General features: G+C 35.8%; 19 protein-coding genes and 3 tRNA genes. 16 read left to right on the top strand and 6 right to left on the bottom strand.

What is annotated here, in order from left to right; translation table 11 throughout:
- Window positions 1-92: 92 nt before the first annotated feature.
- Window positions 93-917 carry a GLPGLI family protein gene (locus ACL9RH_RS18560; protein ID WP_422694838.1) on the top strand — a complete coding sequence of 275 codons (825 nt, stop codon included), beginning with the start codon at window positions 93-95 and terminating at the stop codon, window positions 915-917.
- A 53-nt stretch (window positions 918-970) separates the two neighbouring features.
- Here the strand turns inward: ACL9RH_RS18560 and ACL9RH_RS18555 are convergent, their stop codons facing one another.
- Window positions 971-1681 (bottom strand): DUF3157 family protein, encoded by a 711-nt coding sequence (locus ACL9RH_RS18555; protein WP_422694837.1) that lies wholly within the window; start codon window positions 1679-1681, stop codon window positions 971-973.
- A gap of 8 nt (window positions 1682-1689) precedes the next feature.
- A complete protein-coding gene (locus ACL9RH_RS18550; RefSeq protein ID WP_422694836.1) occupies window positions 1690-3819 on the bottom strand; it encodes a S9 family peptidase in 2130 nt (709 codons plus the stop codon).
- A 121-nt stretch (window positions 3820-3940) separates the two neighbouring features.
- On the opposite strand from ACL9RH_RS18550, the gene ACL9RH_RS18545 reads away from it, so the two are divergent.
- Window positions 3941-4414 (top strand): hypothetical protein, encoded by a 474-nt coding sequence (locus ACL9RH_RS18545; protein WP_422694835.1) that lies wholly within the window; start codon window positions 3941-3943, stop codon window positions 4412-4414.
- A gap of 11 nt (window positions 4415-4425) precedes the next feature.
- Window positions 4426-4614, top strand: a complete 189-nt coding sequence (locus ACL9RH_RS18540; protein WP_422694834.1) for a DUF6496 domain-containing protein — start codon at window positions 4426-4428, stop codon at window positions 4612-4614.
- A 114-nt stretch (window positions 4615-4728) separates the two neighbouring features.
- On the opposite strand, the gene glgP is transcribed toward ACL9RH_RS18540, so the two are convergent.
- Window positions 4729-6393, bottom strand: a complete 1665-nt coding sequence (gene glgP, locus ACL9RH_RS18535) for an alpha-glucan family phosphorylase (protein WP_422694833.1) — start codon at window positions 6391-6393, stop codon at window positions 4729-4731.
- A 204-nt stretch (window positions 6394-6597) separates the two neighbouring features.
- On the opposite strand from glgP, the gene ACL9RH_RS18530 reads away from it, so the two are divergent.
- From ACL9RH_RS18530 to ACL9RH_RS18510, 5 genes are all read left to right on the top strand, one after another.
- Complete coding sequence (locus ACL9RH_RS18530) at window positions 6598-7395, top strand: hypothetical protein (protein WP_422694832.1); 798 nt, start codon at window positions 6598-6600, stop codon at window positions 7393-7395.
- 158 nt (window positions 7396-7553) lie between these two features.
- Window positions 7554-9665, top strand: coding sequence for a T9SS type B sorting domain-containing protein (locus tag ACL9RH_RS18525; RefSeq protein ID WP_422694831.1), 2112 nt, complete (start codon window positions 7554-7556; stop codon window positions 9663-9665).
- An 89-nt stretch (window positions 9666-9754) separates the two neighbouring features.
- Window positions 9755-10348: a DUF1572 family protein gene (locus ACL9RH_RS18520; protein WP_422694830.1), complete on the top strand. Its 594-nt coding sequence runs from the start codon at window positions 9755-9757 to the stop codon at window positions 10346-10348.
- A gap of 67 nt (window positions 10349-10415) precedes the next feature.
- Window positions 10416-11762, top strand: coding sequence for a tRNA (N(6)-L-threonylcarbamoyladenosine(37)-C(2))-methylthiotransferase MtaB (mtaB, locus tag ACL9RH_RS18515; RefSeq protein ID WP_422694829.1), 1347 nt, complete (start codon window positions 10416-10418; stop codon window positions 11760-11762).
- A 54-nt stretch (window positions 11763-11816) separates the two neighbouring features.
- Entirely contained in the window at window positions 11817-13334 is a 1518-nt protein-coding gene (locus ACL9RH_RS18510) for an FMN-binding glutamate synthase family protein (RefSeq protein WP_422694828.1), read from the top strand.
- A 74-nt stretch (window positions 13335-13408) separates the two neighbouring features.
- Here ACL9RH_RS18510 and ACL9RH_RS18505 read toward each other — a convergent pair whose 3' ends face one another.
- Window positions 13409-14158: a hypothetical protein gene (locus ACL9RH_RS18505; RefSeq protein WP_422694827.1), complete on the bottom strand. Its 750-nt coding sequence runs from the start codon at window positions 14156-14158 to the stop codon at window positions 13409-13411.
- A 55-nt stretch (window positions 14159-14213) separates the two neighbouring features.
- Here ACL9RH_RS18505 and ACL9RH_RS18500 point away from each other — a divergent pair, with 55 nt between their 5' ends.
- The gene (locus ACL9RH_RS18500) at window positions 14214-14651 is read left to right on the top strand and encodes an RNA-binding S4 domain-containing protein (protein WP_422694826.1); all 438 of its coding nucleotides are present in this window, start codon (window positions 14214-14216) and stop codon (window positions 14649-14651) included.
- Between the two features lie 18 nt (window positions 14652-14669).
- On the opposite strand, the gene ACL9RH_RS18495 is transcribed toward ACL9RH_RS18500, so the two are convergent.
- Window positions 14670-15185 carry a shikimate kinase gene (locus tag ACL9RH_RS18495; RefSeq protein ID WP_422694825.1) on the bottom strand — a complete coding sequence of 172 codons (516 nt, stop codon included), beginning with the start codon at window positions 15183-15185 and terminating at the stop codon, window positions 14670-14672.
- Between the two features lie 115 nt (window positions 15186-15300).
- Between ACL9RH_RS18495 and ACL9RH_RS18490 the strand changes: the two genes are divergently transcribed.
- The 3 genes from ACL9RH_RS18490 (at window position 15301) to ACL9RH_RS18480 (ending at window position 15619) form a co-directional block, all read left to right on the top strand.
- Window positions 15301-15373, top strand: a tRNA-Lys gene (locus ACL9RH_RS18490).
- A 34-nt stretch (window positions 15374-15407) separates the two neighbouring features.
- Window positions 15408-15490, top strand: a tRNA-Leu gene (locus tag ACL9RH_RS18485).
- 56 nt (window positions 15491-15546) lie between these two features.
- A tRNA-Lys gene (locus tag ACL9RH_RS18480) sits at window positions 15547-15619 on the top strand.
- A gap of 180 nt (window positions 15620-15799) precedes the next feature.
- On the opposite strand, the gene panC is transcribed toward ACL9RH_RS18480, so the two are convergent.
- Window positions 15800-16648: a pantoate--beta-alanine ligase gene (gene panC, locus ACL9RH_RS18475; RefSeq protein ID WP_422694824.1), complete on the bottom strand. Its 849-nt coding sequence runs from the start codon at window positions 16646-16648 to the stop codon at window positions 15800-15802.
- A 171-nt stretch (window positions 16649-16819) separates the two neighbouring features.
- On the opposite strand from panC, the gene ACL9RH_RS18470 reads away from it, so the two are divergent.
- From ACL9RH_RS18470 to gldK, 4 genes are all read left to right on the top strand, one after another.
- Window positions 16820-17590 carry a glycogen/starch synthase gene (locus tag ACL9RH_RS18470; protein WP_422694823.1) on the top strand — a complete coding sequence of 257 codons (771 nt, stop codon included), beginning with the start codon at window positions 16820-16822 and terminating at the stop codon, window positions 17588-17590.
- A gap of 14 nt (window positions 17591-17604) precedes the next feature.
- Window positions 17605-19248, top strand: coding sequence for a DUF4270 family protein (locus ACL9RH_RS18465; protein WP_422694822.1), 1644 nt, complete (start codon window positions 17605-17607; stop codon window positions 19246-19248).
- 32 nt (window positions 19249-19280) lie between these two features.
- On the top strand, window positions 19281-21134 hold the full coding sequence (gene glmS / locus ACL9RH_RS18460) for a glutamine--fructose-6-phosphate transaminase (isomerizing) (protein WP_422694821.1): 1854 nt from the start codon (window positions 19281-19283) through the stop codon (window positions 21132-21134).
- 108 nt (window positions 21135-21242) lie between these two features.
- Window positions 21243-22664, top strand: coding sequence for a gliding motility lipoprotein GldK (gene gldK / locus ACL9RH_RS18455; protein ID WP_422694820.1), 1422 nt, complete (start codon window positions 21243-21245; stop codon window positions 22662-22664).
- Window positions 22665-22685 lie beyond the last annotated feature (21 nt).

Here is a 22685-nt window from a genome sequence, read left to right as displayed (position 1 = left end):
AAATAAATAATACCGCGGTAATTGATTAATGAAATAAATAGGAAATCATTTTGACTAGTACCATAAGTTTTTTAAATTAACAGAATTGAATTATGAAAAAGCTATTATTTTTATTACTAGGAACATTTATTTGTTTTTCACAAAGTAACAGATTTGTATATGAAGTAGTTTCTAAAAAGGATTCTACCTCTGGAAATACAATAAAAGAAAATTTTAATCTTGATATCACATCTAATGATATCGCCTATTACAATAGACTTTATTATGTGAATGATTCAATATTTTCAACTCAAAATCAGTACGGATATAAAGGTTATAAACTGACCTCATTTCTGATTAAAAAAAAGAATAGTAATGATTATCAGAGCTATGAATATATTGGAGATGTGAATTTTTATAAAATTAACGAAAAAGCAGAGCAGAACTGGAAAATTTCAGACAGTACCAAAGTATTGGGAGGTTATTCGGTTCAAAAAGCTGTAACAGAGTTTGGAGGAAGAAGCTGGGTAGCATGGTTTTCCAAAGACATCCCGATTCCTTATGGACCCTATAAATTTAATGGATTGCCTGGATTGATCATGGAGCTTTATGATACAAAAAAAGATTATTATTTTAAAGTGATCAAAAGTGAGAAAATTACTGAGGAATATAAAAGGGTTTCATTAGAAAATTCTATCTCCAGAGCAATTTCTGTAGACTATACCAAATTGAATAAATTGAGATTAGAATTGTATGATAATCCTTTCAAATATATCATGAATGGAAGACTCAACTTACCCGAAGGAAAAAAGTTGCAGCTTGATGATGGGACTATTCTTACCAAAGAAGAACTGAAACCTGCGGAAGCTAACGAAAGAAAAAAATTAAAAGCCTTAAATAATCCTATAGAAATTGATAAAGCGGTCAGGTATCCTTAAAATAGGCTATTGGAAATAAAAAATACCTTTCAAATATTGAAAGGTATTTTTTATTATTTTGATTTCTTAGGAGCCATTGGCGGGGGAGGATTTGTAAAAACTTCAACAGTTGAAGTTCCTCCTTTTTCGGTTTTTACAATACCATTGATAAAATTTTCCATTTCGCTCTTCAGGGCTTCAAATTGATTGGCATACGTATAGCAGGATATACTACAATACCCTCCGTTAGTAAGGTAAAGATTGCTCATATATTCAAAGTCAATACCTTTTGTATTGGCGCTGTATTCTATATGAAGAACTTTAATACCATTAATTGTCCTGTATTCTGATTTTTTTAATTTAAAATAATCAGAATTTCTTTGGATCATGGGAAGCAGAATATCCTTCAAATTCTTCAGGCTTTGAACCGGCATTATTTCACTACCAAATATTGCATATACATTTGAATTAGAATTGTTAGTGAATGCATATTCTACAAAGGTTGTACTGATAGGAGCCTTTACAATTTTCCAGTTTTTCGGATTGTAATAGAAACCGCAATCCATATTTTTACTTCTTACCAAAAATGTGGATTCTTTTGTTTTCTCAAATAATTGTTCATTGGAGGTAATTGTTTCCAGTGTTTTTTCATCACTTTCGTTAACAAATTTCCAGGTTTTATCATCTAAAAGAACCACTTCTTTTCCGTCTTCTGTTATGGCTTTTATTTGAGACTGAACAGAAAGTGAAAAAAGTATGAAAGCGGATAAAATGATTTTTTTCATTGTAAATATTATAAATTATTCAGAATGAAGTCCGTCATTTTCTGGTAAAGCTGCGGTCTTGTTTGTCCACCATAAATTCCGTGGTTTTTGTCCGGATAAGCCATGAAATCAAACTGTTTTTTGTTTTGAATCAAAGCTTCAGAGAATTCCATAGAGTTTTGGAAATGAACATTGTCATCAGCCGTTCCGTGGATTAATAAGAACTTTCCTTTCAACAAGTTCGCATATTCTGTAGGAGAATTTTTGTCGTATCCATCAGGATTTTCCTGTGGAGTTCTCATAAATCTTTCTGTGTATACAGAATCATAATATCTCCAGTTGGTTACTGGTGCTACAGCAATTCCCACTTTGAAAACATCTGCTCCTTTTGTCATTGCAAGGCTGGTCATATAACCACCGAAGCTCCAACCGAACATTCCGATTCTACTTTTATCAATATAAGATTGGTTTCCTAACCACTTTGCTGCAGTGATCTGATCTTCAATCTCATATTTTCCTAAATTCATATAGGTCACTTTTTTGTATTTCGCTCCTTTATAACCGGTACCACGACCATCTACGCAAGCAACGATATATCCTTTCTGTACAAGGTGGTTGAACCACATGGCATTTCCGTTATCCCATGAATTGGCAACCTGTTGAGATCCCGGCCCGGAATATTGGAACATGAATAATGGATATTTTTTATTAGGATCAAAATTTTTGGGCTTCATGATCCATGCATTCATCTGATCACCTACCGCATTCGGAATGGTAATGAATTCTTTTTCCGCAAAATTATCCGCCTTTAATTTTTGTAGCTGCTCATTATTGTTCTGAAGTTCTTTAACTGTCTTTCCGTTTCCGTCTTTCAATACATAAGTATACGGTTTTACGGCAGATGAAGAGGTTTCAATGAAATAATTATAGTTTTTGCTGAAGTTAGCAGAATTGTTTCCTTCCGCATTTGAGATTAGCTGAGATTTTCCGTTTTCGATATTCACTTTGGAAACAACCTTATTAATGCTTCCTTTTTCAGTAGTCTGAACATAGATTTCTTTAGATTTTGGATTGAAACCATAATAATCGGTTACTTCCCAATTTCCTTTTGTGATCTGTTTTTTCAGTTTACCATCTTTATCATACCAGTAAAGGTGACGGTTTCCGTCTCTTTCAGAAGCCCAAAGGAAAGAATCATCCTCAAGGAATTCTAAAGTCGGACTGTCTGTATCAATCCACTTGTCATCAGTTTCTGTGAATAATTTCTGAACAGCACCGGTTTTGGTGTTTACTTTTAAAATATCTGAAGCATTTTGTACTCTTTCAGAAGTAATCAGGACAATTTCGTCCGCTTTTGCAGTCTGAAATACATTTGGAATGTAATAATTCTTGAAAGAACCCAGATTCAGCTGTATTGTTTTTCCTGTATCAAGACGATATAACTGTGCAGAAACTATCGAGTTTTTCTCACCAGCTTTCGGATATTTGTAACGCATCTCTGCCGGATAAAGATTTTTTCCATAGATCGGAATGTAGATTTCCGGAACCTGGCTTTCATCTGATTTTACAAATACAAGAGCGTCGGAATTCTTAGTCCATTCATACTGTTTGGCATGTCCAAATTCTTCTTCATATACCCAATCTGCCAAGCCATTCAGGATGGAATTCTTTTTCCCGTCATTGGTAATCTGCGTAATTTTTCCAGAGGTAAGATCCTGGTAGAATAAATTATTGTCTGAAATGAAGGCTACTTTGGTAGCATCAGGGGAGAAAGAAGGTTCCTGAACTGTTTTTCCTTCATTAAGGCTGATCGTCTTTCCGGATTTTAAATCCTTTACATCAAATTTACCCAGGAAAGAATGTCTGTAAATAGGCTGGCTTCCCGTTTGTAAAAGAATTTTGGATTCGTCATCGGAAAATATATAGCTTTCAAATCTTCCGTCTACAAGGTTTCCTTCTTTTTGGGAGGTTTTATAAGAATATTTTGCAATTCCTGTGGGTTCTATTACAAGATAGTTTTCTCCGTTTTTCATAGAAGAGATTCCTGCGATGCCCTTTCCACGGTAATATCCTGAATATATTTTATCTAAAGTGATTTCCTGTGCTGACAGATTTTGGAATACTGCGGCTACAGTAAGAGTTAAGAGTAGTTTTTTCATTTCTAACTTTAATGGAATTCAAAGATAATAATTTTATTAAAATGTATTAAAAAGCTTTTCAAATACGATTTTTGGCAAAAAAATTGAATAACATAAAGTATAATCAAACCAAATAATAATTATGGAAACGAATGCATTCAACCAGAAACTGAACCGTTATGTAATGAACGATAAGATTGTTTATACAGGTTTTTCCAGTTTTAAAGATGCGGATGAATGTGCTCATAAAAAAGGTGGCACATTGGTAGAAGTGGGGTTTAAGGATGGAAACGATAATCCCGAAATTACTGACGAGGCTGGCTTAATAGAGAAAAAACTTCATTACTATGTATCTGCGGGTGATGAATATAAATTTATCCATTCTTCCGATCCCGGGTTTAGAAAATATGCCGAAGAATTGCAGAAAATAAAAGCAAGAAATGATAAAACCAGTCCGGATGAAAGATATTTTGCCAATTTCGAGATTGAAAATATTGAAGACCCGATTATAGTGATTAAAAATGATCATCTGGAATCGGTAACTTCAAGAGAGCGTTCAAAATATTTGAAGCATGCCTGCGTATATGAACTAGGGGTATCCCTGCCAAAATCTTAAAAAAATTTATCATGAGCAAAACTAAATATTCAGAAAAAGCTCAGGACAAAGTAGGAAAAGTGATGCATGAATTCAAGGAAGGAAAACTGAAATCTTCTTCCGGACAGAAAGTGACAAGCAGAAAACAAGCTATTGCTATCGGAATTTCTGAAGCAAGAGAAGAAGGCTTGAAGGTACCGCCAAAGAAAAAAAGTAAATAAATCAACATACGAATGCCCGGAAATTTCCGGGCATTCGTATGTTGAAAGAAAAGGCAAATAATGGTAATGAATTTTAATATTCCTTCATGATTATTTACAAATCTATTTTACTTTTTAATTTTTCTCATTGTAAAGAACTTTGTAGTACTCATCCGCCATTCTGTCGCTGTTGAACTGATGTTTCACATCATCCATAGCCGTATATTGAATTTTTCTCCATTGATCCGGGTGATCATAATACATTGGAAGAATTTCATTTTCAAGAAGCTCGTATAGCTTATTCAGGTCATAATTATCCTGTTCGTAGATGCTCATATTCAGATAATCTGCCTTGGGAACCACGAAAGAGTTTTCTCCGGATTTGGCAAACTCAGGAATCCATCCATCATCTGTAGATAGGTTTACAGAACCGTTCATAGCTGCAGTCATTCCGGAAGTTCCGGAAGCTTCTCTTGGAACTCTCGGATTGTTCAGCCATACATCTGAGCCTTGTTTTAATGATTTACTTAATGAAAGTTCATAGCCTGTAAGAACCGCCATATTTTTATTATTCTTGCTTTCTTCAACCAGAGTATTGAACGTGGAAATAGCAGAATAGTCCATTGGATAGGGCTTTCCTGCCCAGATGATCTGTACCGGATATTTTGGATTGTTCAAAAGTCTGTAGAATCTTTCTTTGTCATGGAGAAGAAGGTCTGCACGTTTGTAACCGGCGAATCTTCTGGCCCATACAATGGTGAAAACATTAGGGTTGAAAAGATTTCCTGTCTGGTCTGCTACAATACTGAACAGTTTTTTCTTTAAATGCTTCTTACGATAGTCGAAAACCGTTTCATTATTCTCGTCTTTTGCATTGTATAAAGGTTTGTCTGCCCAATATTTAAATTCCTGAGCGTTGGTAATAGAAGTGATTTCGCAGATTCCCGGATATTTGTTCCACATCGTTCTGGAAACGACACCGTGCAGCTGAGAAACTCCGTTGGCTATTCTTGCCATTTTCAAAGCGCAGAGTGAATGGTTGAAGCGGTCGTCGTTTGTTCCTTCAATGCTTTTTACTTCTTCCATGTTATAGCCGGAGAAGTACGACATATCATAGCATAATCTGAAACTATGTTTTTCATTTCCTGCTTCTTCCGGGGTATGGGTAGTGAAGACCAGTTTTTCTCTTACTTTATTCAGGTCACCATTGTATTTTTTCAGCAGATAAAATGCTGCTGGAAGTCCGTGAGCTTCGTTAAGATGATAAACATCTCTCTCAATATTCATTTCATCTAATAATTTTGCGCCTCCTTTTCCTAATAAAATATATTGGGCAAGTTTGGTTGACTCATTGGCATCATATAGCTTGTGGCAGATGGTTTTTGAGACATGGTCATTTTCAGGAACGTCTGTAGAAAGAAAGAACATTGGGGCTGTATTGAAAATCTCAGGATCAAGATACCATACTTTTACCCATACCGGAGCACTGTGGATTTCGATCTGAAATTTTATTCCAGTATCTTCAAGAAAGCTGTATAATTTTCTGGTCCATACCGGTTGTAAGGTCTGGTCGTGATTTCTTGCCTGGTCATAGTAACCGAACTTCCATAAAATACCAATTCCGATAAGATCCTGCTTCAGATTGTAAGCACTTCTCATATGAGAGCCTGCCAGGAAGCCTAGTCCGCCGGAGTATATTTTAAGTACCTGCTCAAGGGCGAATTCCATCGAAAAATAGGCAGTTTTTTTAGAATATTGGGGATTGATGTTGTAGGGTATTTTGAAATTCCTAAAATCCATAGATGCTAATTTGTGTTAGAAGAAGCAAAGGTATTAATAATGAAAATAAACTCTACATTAATTAATCAATAAATTAATTTTAAAAGTAGGTATTGAATAGTTTTTTTACTTATCTTTAAGTATGTAAATTTTTGATAATCAAAAACTTTTAACGATGAAAGCCAATGGCTACATGTGTTCTTTAATCTCATAAAAAAATCACACATGAAAAAGACGTTTTCCGATGAAGATCTGATTAAAAATCTGAGTTTATACTACCTCAACAGGCATTTGAAAAAAAAGCCTATAGAAAAATATCACCGTACCATAGACGAATCTCCTCTTCATGACCGTGAAAAGTACAGAAAGAAATCGGAGATCCTGCTTCTCAACTCTTTTATGCATCACTTCCCCGAAGTGAAATTCGAAAATCTTACCTGCGAAAGTCCGGACTTCATCGCAAAGCTTAACGACAAAAAAATCGGAATAGAACTTACCGAGGTGATCAACCATCTGGAAATGAAAAAAGTAGAAAGTACTTTGAATAAAATGTTCCGTCAGGCAGAAATATTATTAGAACAGGAAGACACTACGAAATATCGTGGTGTTTATTTTTTAGAATTCTATCCGGACACCAAGTTCGATAACCTAGAAGTACAGCAGGAGAATATTATCAGTATTTATAAAAGCATCAAAAAAAATAAAGCGGTAGGATGTGTAAAGAGTGTAAGGAAATCTTTCCATCGAAGAAATGTTTTTATCACTCATGAATACAGTATGAATCTCTTTGATGAACTTTGCTCTGAGAAAATTCTGGAGCTTATTGAAAAGAAAAACGAGAAATTTCCCTATTATGATACTTCTGTTGATGAATGCTGGCTGGTAATCGTTTCAGACATGAATTCTATCGCTTCCAGATATACATTTATTCAGGATAAAGAACATCTGAAGGAAGTAAAAAGTCCTTTTCATAAAATATTTCACCTCGAAAATCTCTGCGGGAACATCACAAGTATAAAATAGTGTTAATTGTTGTTATATTTTGAATCATTTTGTTATTTAATTTGAAATAATTTAAAATTATATAGATTTTGTTGTTTGTAATTAAAATATAGGTATATTTGATGTATGTTGATTATCAACATATTTATAACTGATATAACCATAAAAACATATGATCTATGAGAAAACTTTTACTATTATTTCTTCTGTGCATATTTCATACTTATTATTCTCAGGCAGATTGTGCTACGGCTCTTGCAGTATGTGGAAATTCAAATATTACCTATAATCCTATCGGATATGGAGATGTTAAAGAAATGGTTAACTCGGGAAGCTGTATAGATTCGAGTGGTGAGCATAATTCAATTTGGTATAAAATTACGATTGCTACAGGTGGAACCCTTACCTTCGATCTTCTCCCAACCAATCCAGATGCCGATTACGACTGGGCTATTTTCGGTCCAAATGTTAATTGTGGAAGCTTAGGCGCTCCAATTCGCTGTAATGCAGCAACGGTTATTGGTCCAGGGCCAGCAACCGGACTGAATATGACGAGTACGCTTTTAAGTGCTGCGGGAGGTTCAAGCACTCCTTATTGCCGATATCTGGATGTATTACCGGGACAGAGTTATTATTTATTCATAGACAACTGGGTAAGCAGTACAAGCAGTACAACAGCTCCATTTTCACTGACTTGGGGAGGAACCGCAACATTGGCTTCTCCATTTACAGATCCTACTATTCAGATTTATCCTTTCATTCCGCCGGGAGTAGCCGCTGCAAATCCAGCAGATCCAAGAGAAGTGGTAATATGTTCTCCTACAGCATTATTTGATTTCTCTATTCTATCAGGAGGAATTGTAAATGGAAACCAAAATTTCAGTGTAAGCTATCACCTTAGTCAAAATGATGCGCTGGCAGGAATTAACCCTATTACAGCTCCTAGAACGGTAAACACTACTACAACTTACTATTACAGTATCAATTATACGGATCCGACCAGCCCAACCAATCCTCTCAATAAATGTAAGCAGGTGGGGAAATTCAAATTTAAAGATGGTACTATTACCGTAAAGAATGCAACATTAACGCAATGCAACAATAATAATGCTGGTACAGCATTGTTTGACCTTACTACAGCAGATGTATTTGGCGGGACAAATGTAGTAACGAAGAAGTATTACCATACCATGTCTGACCTGAACGCCGGTATTAATGAAATTACAAATCCGCTTTCATTTGTATCTGCAGAAGGAGTTATTTATGTAAAAGTTATTTCTGAATTCGGATGTAGTGCAATAGCTCAGATTACTTTAAAATTCTATCCTGTAGTTCCGGTAAACGAAGTGACTTTAAGATCATGCTTTATTGAAACCAATCCATCTACAGCATTATTTAATCTGACAAATGCTGCTGTTACTACACAGCAGACGCCACTTCCGATAAAAAAATACTATCCTTCTGTAGCAGATGCAATTAGTCAGACCAATGAAATTTTAAATGCAAGCAACTATATCGCTCCTAATGGAGTCGTATATGTAAGAGTTTCCAATGCTCAGGGATGTTACAGTATCGCTAAAATTACTTTAATCGTGATTCAGCCAGTATATTCAAGTATTCTTAAAGATCAGACCATCTGTGCTGAAGATCAAACGATATTAGATGCAGGTCCAGGATTTAAAAGCTATGAATGGAGTACAGGGGCAACGACCCAAACCATCAAAGCAGGCATCGGTGTGTACTGGGTAAAACTGAAAACCGGAGATTGTATTACAACCCAGGCTGTAAAAGTTCTTCCTTCTGAACAGCCGGTTGTTTCAGGAATAGATATTGCCAGCAATACGATTACAGTATCAGTAATAGGAGGAACGCCACCTTATAAATACTCAATGGATAATATTATTTGGCAGGATTCCAATGTTTTCAAGAATCTTGCAAGAGGAGATCATAAAGTAATGGTAAAAGATGCTTATGATTGCGATCCTATTGAAGTGGTAGTTGTGGTTCCTAATCTGGTGAATGTTATTACTCCAAATGCAGACGGCATCAATGATGTGATTGATTATTCCGCATTAGGGAACAAACAAAATCTGATCATGAATATCTACGACAGATACGGGAGCAAAATTTTCCAGGCCGATAAACTTAATGGGTACAAATGGGACGGAACTCAGGCAGGAAGAAGAGTGCCTACCGGAACCTATTGGTATTCTGTAACATGGAATGAAAACGATAAAAAGAATACTCCAATCAAATTTACAGGTTGGGTACTAGTGAAAAACAGAGAATAATATCTAAATATAATGGATAGATAAAACCACTTCAAACGAAGTGGTTTTGTTTTGAAATTTTTTTACATTAGTTAGCAAAATAGAAAAAAATGAAAGACCTCTTTGTGAAACGTTTTGAATATTATAAATCTCTAGGAGATAAGACTTTTGGTCAGCTGACAAATGAGCAAATCTTTTGGCAGTACAATGAAGAAAGTAACTCCATTGCCATTATTGTAAAGCATGTCGCGGGAAATATGCTTTCAAGATGGACGAATTTTCTGACAGAAGACGGAGAAAAATCGTGGCGTAATCGCGATGAGGAATTTGTAAATACATTCAGTACGAAAGAAGAAGTTGTTGATTATTGGGAGAAAGGCTGGAAGTGTCTTTTCGAAGCTCTTGATCAGATCACTGATGAAAATTTGTATGCTACCATTTATATTAGGGGAGAAGCGCATTCTGTGATTGATGCCGTTTTCAGACAACTGGCTCATTATCCATATCACGTTGGTCAAATTATTTATATCGCTAAGATGATGAAAAATGAAGATTGGAACACTCTTTCTATTGCCAGAAATAAGTCTCAGGAATTCAATAATGAAATGAAAAATAAATTCCCGAGTTTAGAAGAATCCGAAGAGCCTTCATCACCGGTTTGCTTTCAAAATAGCCCTGAAATTAAGGATGAATATAAACAATAGATTGAATCAATATTGAGTTCTTATTAAAATTACTATCTTTGCACCCATAAAATTCAGGAGTAACAACATGTCTACTTTTCATAGAACTGCCGCGTTTCATACCCTTGGCTGCAAATTAAATTTTGCGGAAACATCTACTATTGCCCGTCAATTGACAGATGCAGGTTATGATAAGGTAAGCTTTGATGAGAAGGCGAATGTGTATGTCATTAATACATGTTCAGTTACTGAAAACGCTGACCGTGAATGTAAACTTCACGTGAAAAGAGCAATGAAAGCCAATCCGGAAGGACTGGTAGTTATCGTAGGATGCTATGCTCAGCTTAAACCTGAAGAAATTTCACAGATTGACGGAGTAGATCTTGTTTTGGGAGCTAAAGAAAAATTCAATATTCTAAGCTACCTGGACGATTTGGAAAAATCCGAGAGTGAAGGAATTGTTCATTCTTGTGAAATTGAAGAAACGGATTTCTTTATCGGAAGTTATTCCATCGGAGACAGAACCCGAGCTTTCCTGAAAGTACAGGATGGTTGTGATTATAAATGTACTTACTGTACCATCCCATTGGCAAGAGGAATCTCTCGTTCAGATACCATTGAAAATGTTCTTAGAAATGCCACCGAAATTGCAGCTAGAGATATCAAAGAAATTGTCCTTACCGGGGTTAATATCGGAGACTATGGAAAAGGAGAATTCGGAAATAAAAGACACGAACATACTTTTCTGGATCTGATCTCAGAACTTGATAAAGTAGAGGGTATCGAAAGAATCCGTATCTCTTCTATTGAGCCCAACCTTCTTAAAGACGAAAGTATTGAACTGGTTTCTAAAAGCAGAAGCTTTGTTCCGCATTTCCATATCCCTTTACAATCCGGATGCGATGATTTGTTGAAAAAAATGAAACGTCGTTATCTGACAAAACTGTACAATGACAGAGTGAACAAGATCCGTGAGGTTATGCCTGATGCGGCTATTGGTGTAGACGTTATTGTAGGATTTCCGGGAGAAACAGAAGAAAAGTTCATGGAAACTTATAATTTCCTTAATGAGCTTCCTATCACTTATCTTCACGTATTTACTTATTCTGAAAGAGAAAATACAGAAGCTGTGGGTATGGAAGGAGTTGTTCCTGTAGCGGAAAGAAAGAAAAGAAATAAAATGCTGAGAATTCTTTCTGAAAAGAAGAAAATGGCATTTTATCAGACCCAGCTTGGGAAAACGCTTCCTGTTCTTTGGGAGCACGAAAATAAAGACGGAAAAATGTTCGGCTTCACAGAAAACTATGTGAGAGTTCAAAAAGACTTTGACGCGGCATCCGTTAACCAGATAGAATTTCTAAATTTAGAAAAAATCCTGTCAGATGGCACGGTTTCAGTGCAATCTTCTTACCAAAATTTTTTAGCAAAAGCATAGGCTCTTTGCAAAATTTCCACTAATTTTATTTTTAAACTTTTAAATACTACATTCATGAGAGATAAGTTTTTATCTTGGGGAATTGTATTAGTAGCTGCTACGTGGATTGTAGCACTGCTGATCAGAGCGCATTACTGGATACCTACACTGTTATCCGCAATTTATGCATTGGGTGTGTACAATGCTTACCAATCGAAACATGCTATTTTGAGGAATTTCCCGGTATTGGGTTACTTCAGATACTTTTTCGAAAGTATTTCACCGGAAATGCAGCAATATTTCATCGAAAGGGAGACTGATGGGAAACCATTTCCCAGAAATCAACGTTCTGCAGTATATAGAAGAGCCAAAAATCTAAGCGATACGGTAGCATTTGGAACACAGCTTGAAGTGAATCATAGAAAATATGAAGGAATAAAGCATTCCATTTATGCAAAATCACCTTCAGAAGAACTTCCGAGAGTATGGGTAGGAGGAGAACAGTGTACTCAGCCTTATCATGCTTCATTATTTAATATCTCAGCAATGAGTTTTGGAGCATTAAGTGACCGTGCTCAGATCTCATTGAACAGAGGAGCCAAAAAAGGAAACTTTTATCATAATACCGGAGAAGGGGGAATTTCACCTCACCATATGGAAGGTGGAGACCTTTGCTGGCAGATTGGTACAGGTTATTTCGGATGCCGTGATGAAGAAGGAAAATTCAACCCTGAATTATTTACAAAATATTCAAATCTTCCTAATGTGAAGATGATAGAGATCAAGTTATCTCAAGGAGCAAAACCTGGCCACGGAGGAGTATTACCGGGAGTGAAAAATACTCCGGAAATTGCGGCTATTCGTCACGTCACCCCAGGAATGACGGTTATTTCTCCGCCATCACATACGTCTTTCTCTGATGCAGCAGGTTTGCTGAGGTTCGTACAACAGTTAAGAGAACTTTCAGGAGGGAAGCCCATAGGATTTAAGCTTTGTATAGGGGATACCAAAGAATTTGAAGATATCTGCGTACAGATGAATGTATTGAAAATCTACCCGGATTTTATTACCATTGATGGAGCAGAAGGAGGAACAGGAGCAGCACCACCAGAATTCTCAGATGGAGTAGGGATGCCACTAGAGCCCGCTTTGATATTCGTAAACAGAACCCTGAACAATTATAATGTAAGAAACAAATTAAGAGTAATTGCGAGTGGAAAAGTTCTTACCAGTCTTGATATTCTCAGAGCAATTTCAATGGGAGCTGATATGTGTAACAATGCACGAGGATTTATGTTCTCTTTAGGATGTATTCAGGCATTGAGATGTAATACCAACAATTGCCCTACAGGAGTAGCTACACAGGATAAAATGCTCATTAAAGGACTTGATGTAACTGATAAGGCAGAAAGAGTATATCACTTCCATAAAAATACACTTCATACCTGTAATGAGCTTATTGCAGCTGCGGGAAGAAGTTCTTATGAAGAAGTGGACGCTACCATGTTTATGAGAGGAGATGAATTTGATCATCTTGCAGACCTTTATTTCCCGGATATTTTAGGAAATGTAAAACAGAAAGCAAGATCTTAAAATCTTAATACAGTCGTTTGAAAATAATAAAACCGCCTTTTATAAGGCGGTTTTATTATTTTATGGTATTTTTCTTATTGTTGTACTTCTCCAGCAGGTCTGTCTGATCTTCCATAAATCTGGAAGTTGAAGATAAATGTTCTGTTTCTGTAAGAAGCATTAAAGTAAGGATAAAATGCATTTCTTGCAAAAGCAGCTCTTGAAGGAACAATAATTACCCCTTGAAGATTATAAGGTGTTGAATTGTCAATGTTATCAAAAGCCTGGAATTTTTGAAGAGCTTCTCTAAAACCAGGTATTTGATAATAACTTGGTTGTTTAGCAGCGTCTGTTGTAGCAGCAGTTAGGATAGGCTGTTTTACGTAATAATAGGTAGGATCATTAAGTGGAACTCCATTTCCGCTAATTGTATTTAAAAAAGTAAAGGTATCAATGAATGATATCGTTCCATTATTATCACCGGCAAGGCAAGCATAGCTTCTTCCCATAATTTTAATAACATCCGATGGACCGATAGTTTGAGGATTAGTCGTTGGCTGTGCTCCGTCTCTGATGATATAAATCGTACCGGAAGGCAATGTTTTATAATCCAGTTGAGATAATTTTTTCTCATTATCATCAGAAGTATCTGTAGAGCTGAAAGCTTTTATATTCCCCTGTGCATCCAGATAATTCTCATCCATATACTTCTTAATAGCCTGATCATCATAGGAATTCTGCGTTGCAATATCGTCAGGCTCCTTGTACGTTTGTGTATCATCATCTTTTTTACATGCAGAAAACGACAAAGATCCTACAAGGATATATAAAAATATTTTTTTCATTTCAAAAAACTTTAATTACTTTACAAATAATATAACGGCAAAAGTATAAAAAAATATGAGAATAGATAAATTTTTATGGAGCATTCGTTTTTATAAGACAAGAAATATTGCAGCAGAGGAAATTAAAAAGAATAGAGTTTCTATAGGAACGTCTGCCGTAAAGTCGTCTAAGGAGGTAAAAGAAGGGGATGTTATTAAAATTCGAAAGAATCAGATTGATTATAAAATAAAAGTCATTCAGATCCCAAAAAGTAGAATAGGAGCCAAATTGGTCTCTCTTCATATACAGGATGTGACAGATAAAGAGCAGTACGAATTGCTGAAACTTCGCAAAATGTCACAAGATTATTATAGAAATAAAGGAGAGGGAAGACCAACCAAAAAAGACAGACGAGAAATGGACGAATATGTCGGAAATGATGTAGATGCCGATTTTACAGATTGGGATGATTTCTTTGGAGAAACAGAAGGTGAAGAGGAAAACGAAGATTAAAAAGAAAGTAGAAAAGCTCTAGAGATAGAGCTTTTCTATTATTTCGTTCACAATGTCTTCCGGTTCTCTGGAATCTGTCCCCACACTGAACTGTGCTTTGCTGTAAAACTGATTTCTTTCAAACAGATGTTTCGCAATAAATTCCGGAAGATCTTCCTCCGATATATTGGCAATCAACGGTCTTTTTTCTTTCTGTTTAGAAAGTCTTTCCGCTAAAGTACCTACAGAAGCTCTAAGAAAAATACTTCTTGAACTATGATTGATGATCTCCATATTATTATAATAAACAGGAGTACCGCCACCAAGACTTAAAACAACGTTCTCTTCGGAAGCCAATATTTCTTCCAATGCTTCTCTTTCCAGCTTTCTAAAGTAAATTTCTCCCTTTTTTTCGAAAATTTCAGGAATGGTTAATTTATTTCGTCTGGAAATCTCTTTATCAAGATCTATGAGTCTGAAATTGATTTTTTCGCTTAATATTTTGGAAATGTGAGATTTGCCACTTCCCATGTATCCGATCAATGAAATTACCATGAATTTTTTTTAAACAAATTTGCGAAAAAGTTTTGAGATAAAGAAAAAAGTCATATCTTTGCACCACTTAAAACAAGGGACATTACTTAAATGAAAACTTGTTGTGTAAGTGGCCGACTCGGTAGCTCAGCTGGTAGAGCAATACACTTTTAATGTATGGGTCCTGGGTTCGAATCCCAGCCGGGTCACTAGCAATAAAAATTACGATAATGTAGTTTTATTGCCTGCGTGGTGAAATTGGTAGACACGCCATCTTGAGGGGGTGGTTTCCTAAGGATGTGCTGGTTCGAGTCCAGTCGCAGGCACTGCAAAGAAAAATTTTATAATTAATATTGGAATTTATTTCATTTTAATTGTGGCCGACTCGGTAGCTCAGCTGGTAGAGCAATACACTTTTAATGTATGGGTCCTGGGTTCGAATCCCAGCCGGGTCACAAGTTTACTGAAAAGTAAATTTTTTTCATATTAATATTTTGTGATTTGGTGTTTCAAAGGCTTCCTTCAGGAGGCCTTTGATTTTTTATATTATTGAAAATTATCTGACTTGTATAAGAGATTTTAAAAAAAAACTCTGACGTTGCCATCAGAGTTTGTATAAGGATATATTTTAATTTTTAATCTAAATGCATATTGTCAATTAATCTCACACCATCTACAACAACGACAATAAAGGCTCTGAAATTTCTGTCTTTGTAGAAGAAATCTGTTTCCTGTAATGTGTTTTCGTCAGCAATTAAGAAATATTCAAGCTGCATTCCTGGCTGATCGTCAAAAATATCAGTCACTCTATCTTTAATTTCCGGGATGGTAACGGTGCGGAACCAATCGTTTACTTTCTGTAATGTTTCAAAAATAATTTTAGAAGCTTCTTTTCGGTCTTCATGAAGTCTTTGATTTCTCGAACTTAATGCAAGTCCGTTTTCAGCTCTGTAAATAGGAACTCCTATTACTTTTACAGGAAGATGTTTTTTATCAACCATTTTTCTGATAATGGCAAGTTGTTGGAAATCTTTTTCACCAAAATAAGCATGGTCGGGCTGTACTTGCCTGAAAAGCTCCTCTACCACAGTTCCAACTCCATCAAAATGCCCCGGTCTTGATTTTCCCTCCATTTCATTTTCTAACCCTTCAAAATCATAGGCTTTGCTTTCCGCTTTTTCAGGATAAATGTCTGCGACCTCAGGAATATAAACAGCGTCTACCAATCCTGAGTTTTCTAAGATCATAATATCCCTGTTGATGTCTCTTGGATATTTTTCGAGATCTTCAGCATTATTGAACTGAGTGGGATTTACAAAAATTGAAGAAATAACAAGGTCATTCTCCTTTTTTGCTTCTTCATACAGAGAAAGATGGCCTTTGTGTAAAGCACCCATGGTAGGGGCGAAACCAATTCTTTTCCCCATTTCTTTCTGTCTTTCAATGAAATCCTGAAGGACTTTCCTGTTTCTTATAACTTCCATAGTTTATTTTAATACTAATTCAAAAATACTAAAAATATCACATAATAATATGTGTTTTTAATAATTTGGAAAAGGGAATTTTCGTAAAAAAATGTTAATTAAAATAATGTTGGATGTTTTTTTGTAATTTTGCACATTAAAGCATTTTTACAAAAATTAGATAGAAAGTTTATGCCGAATCAAAAAATACTGTACATTACTACAGAGATGTATCCATATCAGGAAGATACAAATATGGCTGCAGTGGTAAACAAAATGGCACTTAAGATGCACAATGAAGGCAATGATGTAAGAGTTTTTATGCCAAGATTTGGACAAATAAGTGAGAGAAAGTTCCAGCTTCATGAGGTTATTCGCCTTTCAGGAATGAATATTATCATCAATGATCTGGATCAGCCTCTAATCATTAAAGTAGCGTCGCTTCCGGGGGAAAGACTTCAGGTTTACTTTATAGACAACGAAGAATACTTCAAAAGAAAACAATATTATTTCGATGATGAAGGAACACCTTTCGATGACAACGACGAAAGAGCGATTTTCTTTGCAAGAGGAGTAATAGAGACTATTAAGAAGCTGAATTGGGTTCCGGATGTGATCCACTTGAACGGATGGATGGCTTCTTTCGTTCCAATTTACCTTAAAACGTATTACGAATCAGATACTTATTTCAAAGACGCTAAAATTGTACTTTCTCTATACAACGAGAAAGATGCTGATCTGGATAAAAAGATTGATGAAAAGCTGCAGTTTGATAATATTTCAGGATTAAAAGCGTTAGATAACCCGACAATCAAAAGTTTTGTTATCGAAAGTATGAACTATGTAGATATGGTAGTAAAAGGAGACGAATTTCTGGATGAAGATCTTGATAAAGCTTTCAACGAAACAGCTACCCAGAAATCAGAATATCTGGACATAGATTCTATAAATCAACTTTATTAAAAAACACATTTTTAATGACTCATACTCTTAAAAGGACATTCGCCATGCTTTTATTGGCGATTTTCGGAAGTACAATCCTTTATAACTGTGAACCTGATGCAGATTCTCTAGGACAGCAGCTATTTGATAATGATGCTGCGCAAGGAACTATGGTTTCTTATCCTATTGTTGCGTATAACTACAATAATAATGACTCTATCAGAAGTGATGCATCAAGACTTATTAGCGGATATGATGCTAGTGGAGGAATTTTATCAACAGGTGTTCTGGGTGCTTTCACTGAAACCCAATTTGGAATGCAGAGAGCTTCTTACGTTACCCAGTTAAGAATGCCGGTAGACAATTACGATTTTAACGGAGCGAATCCAAAAGTAGACTCTGTTGTTTTGGTCCTAAGACCACCTGCGAATACTACTACGAATACTTACTTTTTTGAACAGGATTCATTAAAAACAACTACATATGAGAAAAGTGATTTTCCTGTAAATGGTGAAAATATTGCTGTTTCTATTGAGAAGAAAACGTATCCGGTTCGTAAGTATGGTAAAATTGGAGGAATCTCCAAAGCCATGAAGATCAACGTTCAGGAAGTGACGACCTTCATAGATCCAACCAATGATGTATTCAACCGTTCTAACGTAAATGTAAGTACTGGTGAATTACTAGGGTCAGGAGTATTCAACGGAGACGTTAGTGCTTTAAATATTACAAAAAAATCAGACGGATCAAGCGTATTCACAGGAAATCTTGGATTTAGAATACCATTAAGCAATAAGGATTTCTTCCAGACTCATATTTTAGATAAAAAAGGAAAACCTGAACTTCAGGATGCTTCCAACTTTATCAGATATTTCAAAGGAATCAAAATTTCCGTGGACGAAACAGACCGTTACCTTTTCCAGTTCTCTCCTAATGATTTGGAGCTGATCATGTATTATAAATATGATAAAAATGATAATGGTACGGTAACAAGACCACAAACAACACTTAAGTTCAACTTAGGTTCTGCTAATGCTCATATTGGACAATATGAATATAACAGATCAGGAAGCCCTGCGGAAAAAGCGCTTTCAATGAGTAATAAGACTGATGGTGATGCTAGAATTTTTGTTCAAGGGATGGGTGGACCTTCTGTAGGAGTGAAAATTCCAGATCCACTTATTCAAAGTCTTAAAACTACATTCCAGGATAAGAAAATAGGTATTCTTTCTGCTACGATCAGGTTCTATGTAGATCCTTCTTTAAGCTGGGTAAATAAAAACTCAACAGAGGATCGCAGATTTACCATTATACCGATTAAACAGAAAGTGGATAACCCATCAATACTTGACTTCTCTTCTTTCTCAAGCGATACAAAAGTTGGCCTTTCTTTATATTATTATAATAAGACTCCTGAGTACTACGATTTTGTAGTAACCAAAACACTTAAGGATCTTGTTGAGAGCAAATCAGAAAAAGACGCTAATAATAATGATGTGCCAATTCCGAACAGACCTTTCTATATCAGTTTAGGATCTTTCATCGGAAATGCAGCAGGAACTCCACTTGGAGCTCTTAGAAATACAAGAGCGTTTGATATGAACAGAGTTGTTCTTATCGGAACAGAGAGCTCGAATGCTAATAGTGTTCAGTTGAAAGTAACTTACGCTACAAAATAATAAAACACAATAAACACAAGACAAAATACAATATGTGCGGAATAGTAGGATATACAGGTTTTCAAGACGCTTACGAAATAGTAATCAATGGTCTTAGAAGACTGGAATATAGAGGATATGACAGTGCCGGAATTGTTTTAGAAGGTTCAGAAAATACATTTGAAGTAGAAAAAACAAAAGGGAAAGTAGAGGATTTGGTGAATATCTCTAAAAACTTAAAAGGAACTTCCAAAATTGGGATGGGGCACACACGTTGGGCTACCCATGGAGTTCCGAGTGACAGAAATTCACACCCGCATTTGTCAAACAATGGAAAAATAGCAATCGTTCATAATGGTATCATCGAAAACTATGATACCATTAAGACCATGCTTACAGAAAAAGGATTTACCTTCAAATCAGAAACTGATACTGAAGTACTGGTAAACCTTATTCAATATTTTATGGATCTTAATCCTGAGATTGATTTCCCTACAGCAGTAAGATACGCTTTGAATGAAGTATACGGAGCGTACGCTATTACAGTACTTCATGAAGATTATCCTGGAGTATTGGTGGTAGGAAGATTGGGATCTCCTTTAGCAATTGGAATTGGTGATAAAGAATACTTTATCGCTTCTGATGCTTCTCCTTTCGTAGAATTTACAAAAGAAGCCATCTATCTTGAAGAAGGTCATATGGCAACCATCTCTCTTGAAAATGGAGTAGATATCAGAACCATCAATGAAAACTCTAAGATTGAGCCGGAAATTCAACAGCTTAAACTTAGCTTAGAGCAAATCGAAAAAGGAGGTTTTGAACATTTCATGCTTAAAGAAATTTTCGAACAGCCTAAATCAGTACACGATACTATGAGAGGTAGACTTCTTGTAGATGAAGGTGTCATTAAGATGGCTGGAATCTGGGATCATGTTGAAAAGTTCAAAAATGCTAACAGGATTATCATTATTGCTTGTGGTACATCATGGCACGCAGGTCTTATCGGAGAGTATCTGATTGAAGAGTATGCGAGAATTCCTGTGGAAGTAGAATATGCCTCCGAATTCAGATACAGAAACCCAATTATCACGGATAAAGATGTTGTTATTGCAATTTCTCAGTCAGGAGAAACAGCAGATACAATGGCTGCCTTAAAGTTGGCGAAAGAAAAAGGTGCATTTATATATGGTATATGTAATGTAGTAGATTCTTCAATTGCCAGAATTACAGATGCAGGTTCATATACTCACGCTGGTCCTGAGATTGGAGTAGCTTCTACAAAAGCATTTACAGCTCAGCTTACGATTCTTACTTTGATCGCTTTCAAACTAGGAAAACATAACGGTAACTTGGGTAATGCTGAATTTATGAGCTTAATTTCTGAGCTTGATGCAATCCCTAAAAAGATTGAAGAAGTTCTTAATTCAACGCATGAGCTTACTCAGAATATTGCTAAAGACTTTGTAAAAGCAACCAATTTCCTTTATTTAGGAAGAGGATACAACTATCCTGCAGCTCTTGAAGGAGCTCTTAAATTAAAAGAAATTTCCTATATCCACGCAGAAGGATATCCGGCAGCAGAAATGAAACATGGTCCTATTGCTTTGATTGATGAAAATATGCCAATTGTAATTATAGCTCCGAAAAAAGGACACTATGATAAAATTGTGAGTAACGTTCAGGAAATTAAAGCAAGAAAAGGTAAAATTATCGCTGTTGTTAATAAAGGTGACCGTCAGGTAAGTGAAATGGCAGATTATGTTATTGAAATTCCTGAAACGTCAGAATGTTTCTCTCCAATCGTTGCTTCCGTACCTCTACAACTGCTTGCTTACTACATTGCAGTATATAGAGGAGCCAACGTAGATCAGCCGAGAAACCTTGCAAAATCTGTTACTGTGGAATAAAAAAGTGTTGTAAATAAAATAAATTTAGATTTCTTCCGTTATTTCAAAAAAAATCTTAAAAGTTTCTTAAAAAAATTATATATTTACGGCTTAATTATAAAAATTAACATGAAAAGGATATTTCTTTTATTATTGTCTGCGTCAGTAGCATCGGTATCTTGTTCAGGTGGTGGCAGCTCTTCTGTAGGGAAGCCTGGAACAAAAGGAGAATTGATACCAAGAGAAAAAACGAAATCATTTGTTGCGGAAAGACCATACGGAATGGTCGCAATTCCTGCAGGTTCATTTGTAGCTGGTTTAGCAGACCAGGATCCTACAAATACTCCTGAAAAAGCATCATTGAAGACCGTAACTGTTTCTTCTTTCTTCATGGATGAAGCAGAAACTACCAATGCAGAATACAGATTATTTATCAACTATGTAAGAGATTCTATCGCTAGAACTTTACTTGCTGAAGCTGCCGGAGAAGGTGGTGACGAAGGCGGACGTAAAGGAGCAGCTATAGGTGACTATGCATACCTTGCTAAAAAAGAAGAAAATTTAACACCTTATCAAGAATATATGGAAGGCCAGGGGGGCCGAGAAGACGGAGGATATGATGCAAGCAAAAGATTAGATTGGAAAATTCCTTTACACTGGAGTACGACGAAATATCCAGATGTAGAATACGCAGAAGTTTTAGAATCTATGTATCTGCCTTCTTCTTCAAGAATCGGAAACGAAAGAATTTTAGATGTAAGTAAGCTGAAATATACATACCGTTGGGGAGATATGGATGCTGCTGTAGCAGATAACGAAAGAGGAGCTAACTACCTGAAAAGCGAAAGTATCGCGATTTATCCTGATACAACTGTTTGGGTAAAAGATTTCCACTTTGCTTACAATGAGCCATTGTTTGAACAGTATTTCTGGCACAAAGCTTACAAAAACTATCCTGTAGTAGGTGTTACCTGGGATCAGGCAAGGGCTTATTGTAACTTCAGATCTAAATTGAAAACAGATTACAACGAAAGTTTAAAAAGAAAAAAACAAAAACCATTAGTGTTCCGTCTTCCAACAGAAACTGAATGGGAATATGCTGCAAGAGGAGGTATGCAAAATGCTACTTACCCTTGGGGTGGTCCATATTTAATGGATGACAGAGGTTGCTACTTAGCGAATTTCAAGCCTAAGAGAGGTAACTATATGGAAGACGAGAAAAAAGGTACTTATACATATACAGCTCCAGTTAAGAAATTTAAGAAAAATGGGTATGGGTTATTTGATATGGCTGGAAACGTTTCTGAATGGACATTATCTTCATATAACAACTCTTCATACGGATTCTCTTCTACATTAAATCCTTCTACTAAAGATAAAAAGGATACGAAGAAATCTGTGAGAGGTGGATCTTGGAAAGATATAGGATATGCCCTAATGACAGGTGCTAGAGACTGGGAAAGAAAAGATTCAGCAAGAAGCTATATCGGATTCAGAACTGTACAGGATATTCCTGAAGCAGCAGTTAAGCCAAGAAGAGTTAACAGATAATCTAGGACAATTATTTTTCAA

Source organism: Chryseobacterium sp. Mn2064, from assembly GCF_049319685.1.
Taxonomy (GTDB): domain Bacteria; phylum Bacteroidota; class Bacteroidia; order Flavobacteriales; family Weeksellaceae; genus Chryseobacterium.
The sequence above is the reverse complement of the archived record's forward strand: the minus strand, read 5'-3'. Positions and strand labels throughout refer to the sequence as shown.

Bases quoted from the DNA above. Each gene is read 5' to 3' on its own strand.
- ACL9RH_RS18510 (WP_422694828.1), top strand. From the start codon at position 11,817: ATGAGAGATAAGTTTTTATCTTGGGGAATTGTATTAGTAGCTGCTACG.
- ACL9RH_RS18470 (WP_422694823.1), top strand. From the start codon at position 16,820: ATGCCGAATCAAAAAATACTGTACATTACTACAGAGATGTATCCATAT.
- ACL9RH_RS18540 (WP_422694834.1), top strand. From the start codon at position 4,426: ATGAGCAAAACTAAATATTCAGAAAAAGCTCAGGACAAAGTAGGAAAA.
- ACL9RH_RS18520 (WP_422694830.1), top strand. From the start codon at position 9,755: ATGAAAGACCTCTTTGTGAAACGTTTTGAATATTATAAATCTCTAGGA.
- mtaB (WP_422694829.1), top strand. From the start codon at position 10,416: ATGTCTACTTTTCATAGAACTGCCGCGTTTCATACCCTTGGCTGCAAA.
- ACL9RH_RS18555 (WP_422694837.1), bottom strand. From the start codon at position 1,681: ATGAAAAAAATCATTTTATCCGCTTTCATACTTTTTTCACTTTCTGTT.
- ACL9RH_RS18465 (WP_422694822.1), top strand. From the start codon at position 17,605: ATGACTCATACTCTTAAAAGGACATTCGCCATGCTTTTATTGGCGATT.
- ACL9RH_RS18525 (WP_422694831.1), top strand. From the start codon at position 7,554: ATGAGAAAACTTTTACTATTATTTCTTCTGTGCATATTTCATACTTAT.
- ACL9RH_RS18545 (WP_422694835.1), top strand. From the start codon at position 3,941: ATGGAAACGAATGCATTCAACCAGAAACTGAACCGTTATGTAATGAAC.
- panC (WP_422694824.1), bottom strand. From the start codon at position 16,648: ATGGAAGTTATAAGAAACAGGAAAGTCCTTCAGGATTTCATTGAAAGA.
- ACL9RH_RS18500 (WP_422694826.1), top strand. From the start codon at position 14,214: ATGAGAATAGATAAATTTTTATGGAGCATTCGTTTTTATAAGACAAGA.
- ACL9RH_RS18495 (WP_422694825.1), bottom strand. From the start codon at position 15,185: ATGGTAATTTCATTGATCGGATACATGGGAAGTGGCAAATCTCACATT.
- glmS (WP_422694821.1), top strand. From the start codon at position 19,281: ATGTGCGGAATAGTAGGATATACAGGTTTTCAAGACGCTTACGAAATA.
- ACL9RH_RS18550 (WP_422694836.1), bottom strand. From the start codon at position 3,819: ATGAAAAAACTACTCTTAACTCTTACTGTAGCCGCAGTATTCCAAAAT.
- ACL9RH_RS18505 (WP_422694827.1), bottom strand. From the start codon at position 14,158: ATGAAAAAAATATTTTTATATATCCTTGTAGGATCTTTGTCGTTTTCT.
- ACL9RH_RS18530 (WP_422694832.1), top strand. From the start codon at position 6,598: ATGAAAAAGACGTTTTCCGATGAAGATCTGATTAAAAATCTGAGTTTA.
- ACL9RH_RS18560 (WP_422694838.1), top strand. From the start codon at position 93: ATGAAAAAGCTATTATTTTTATTACTAGGAACATTTATTTGTTTTTCA.
- gldK (WP_422694820.1), top strand. From the start codon at position 21,243: ATGAAAAGGATATTTCTTTTATTATTGTCTGCGTCAGTAGCATCGGTA.
- glgP (WP_422694833.1), bottom strand. From the start codon at position 6,393: ATGGATTTTAGGAATTTCAAAATACCCTACAACATCAATCCCCAATAT.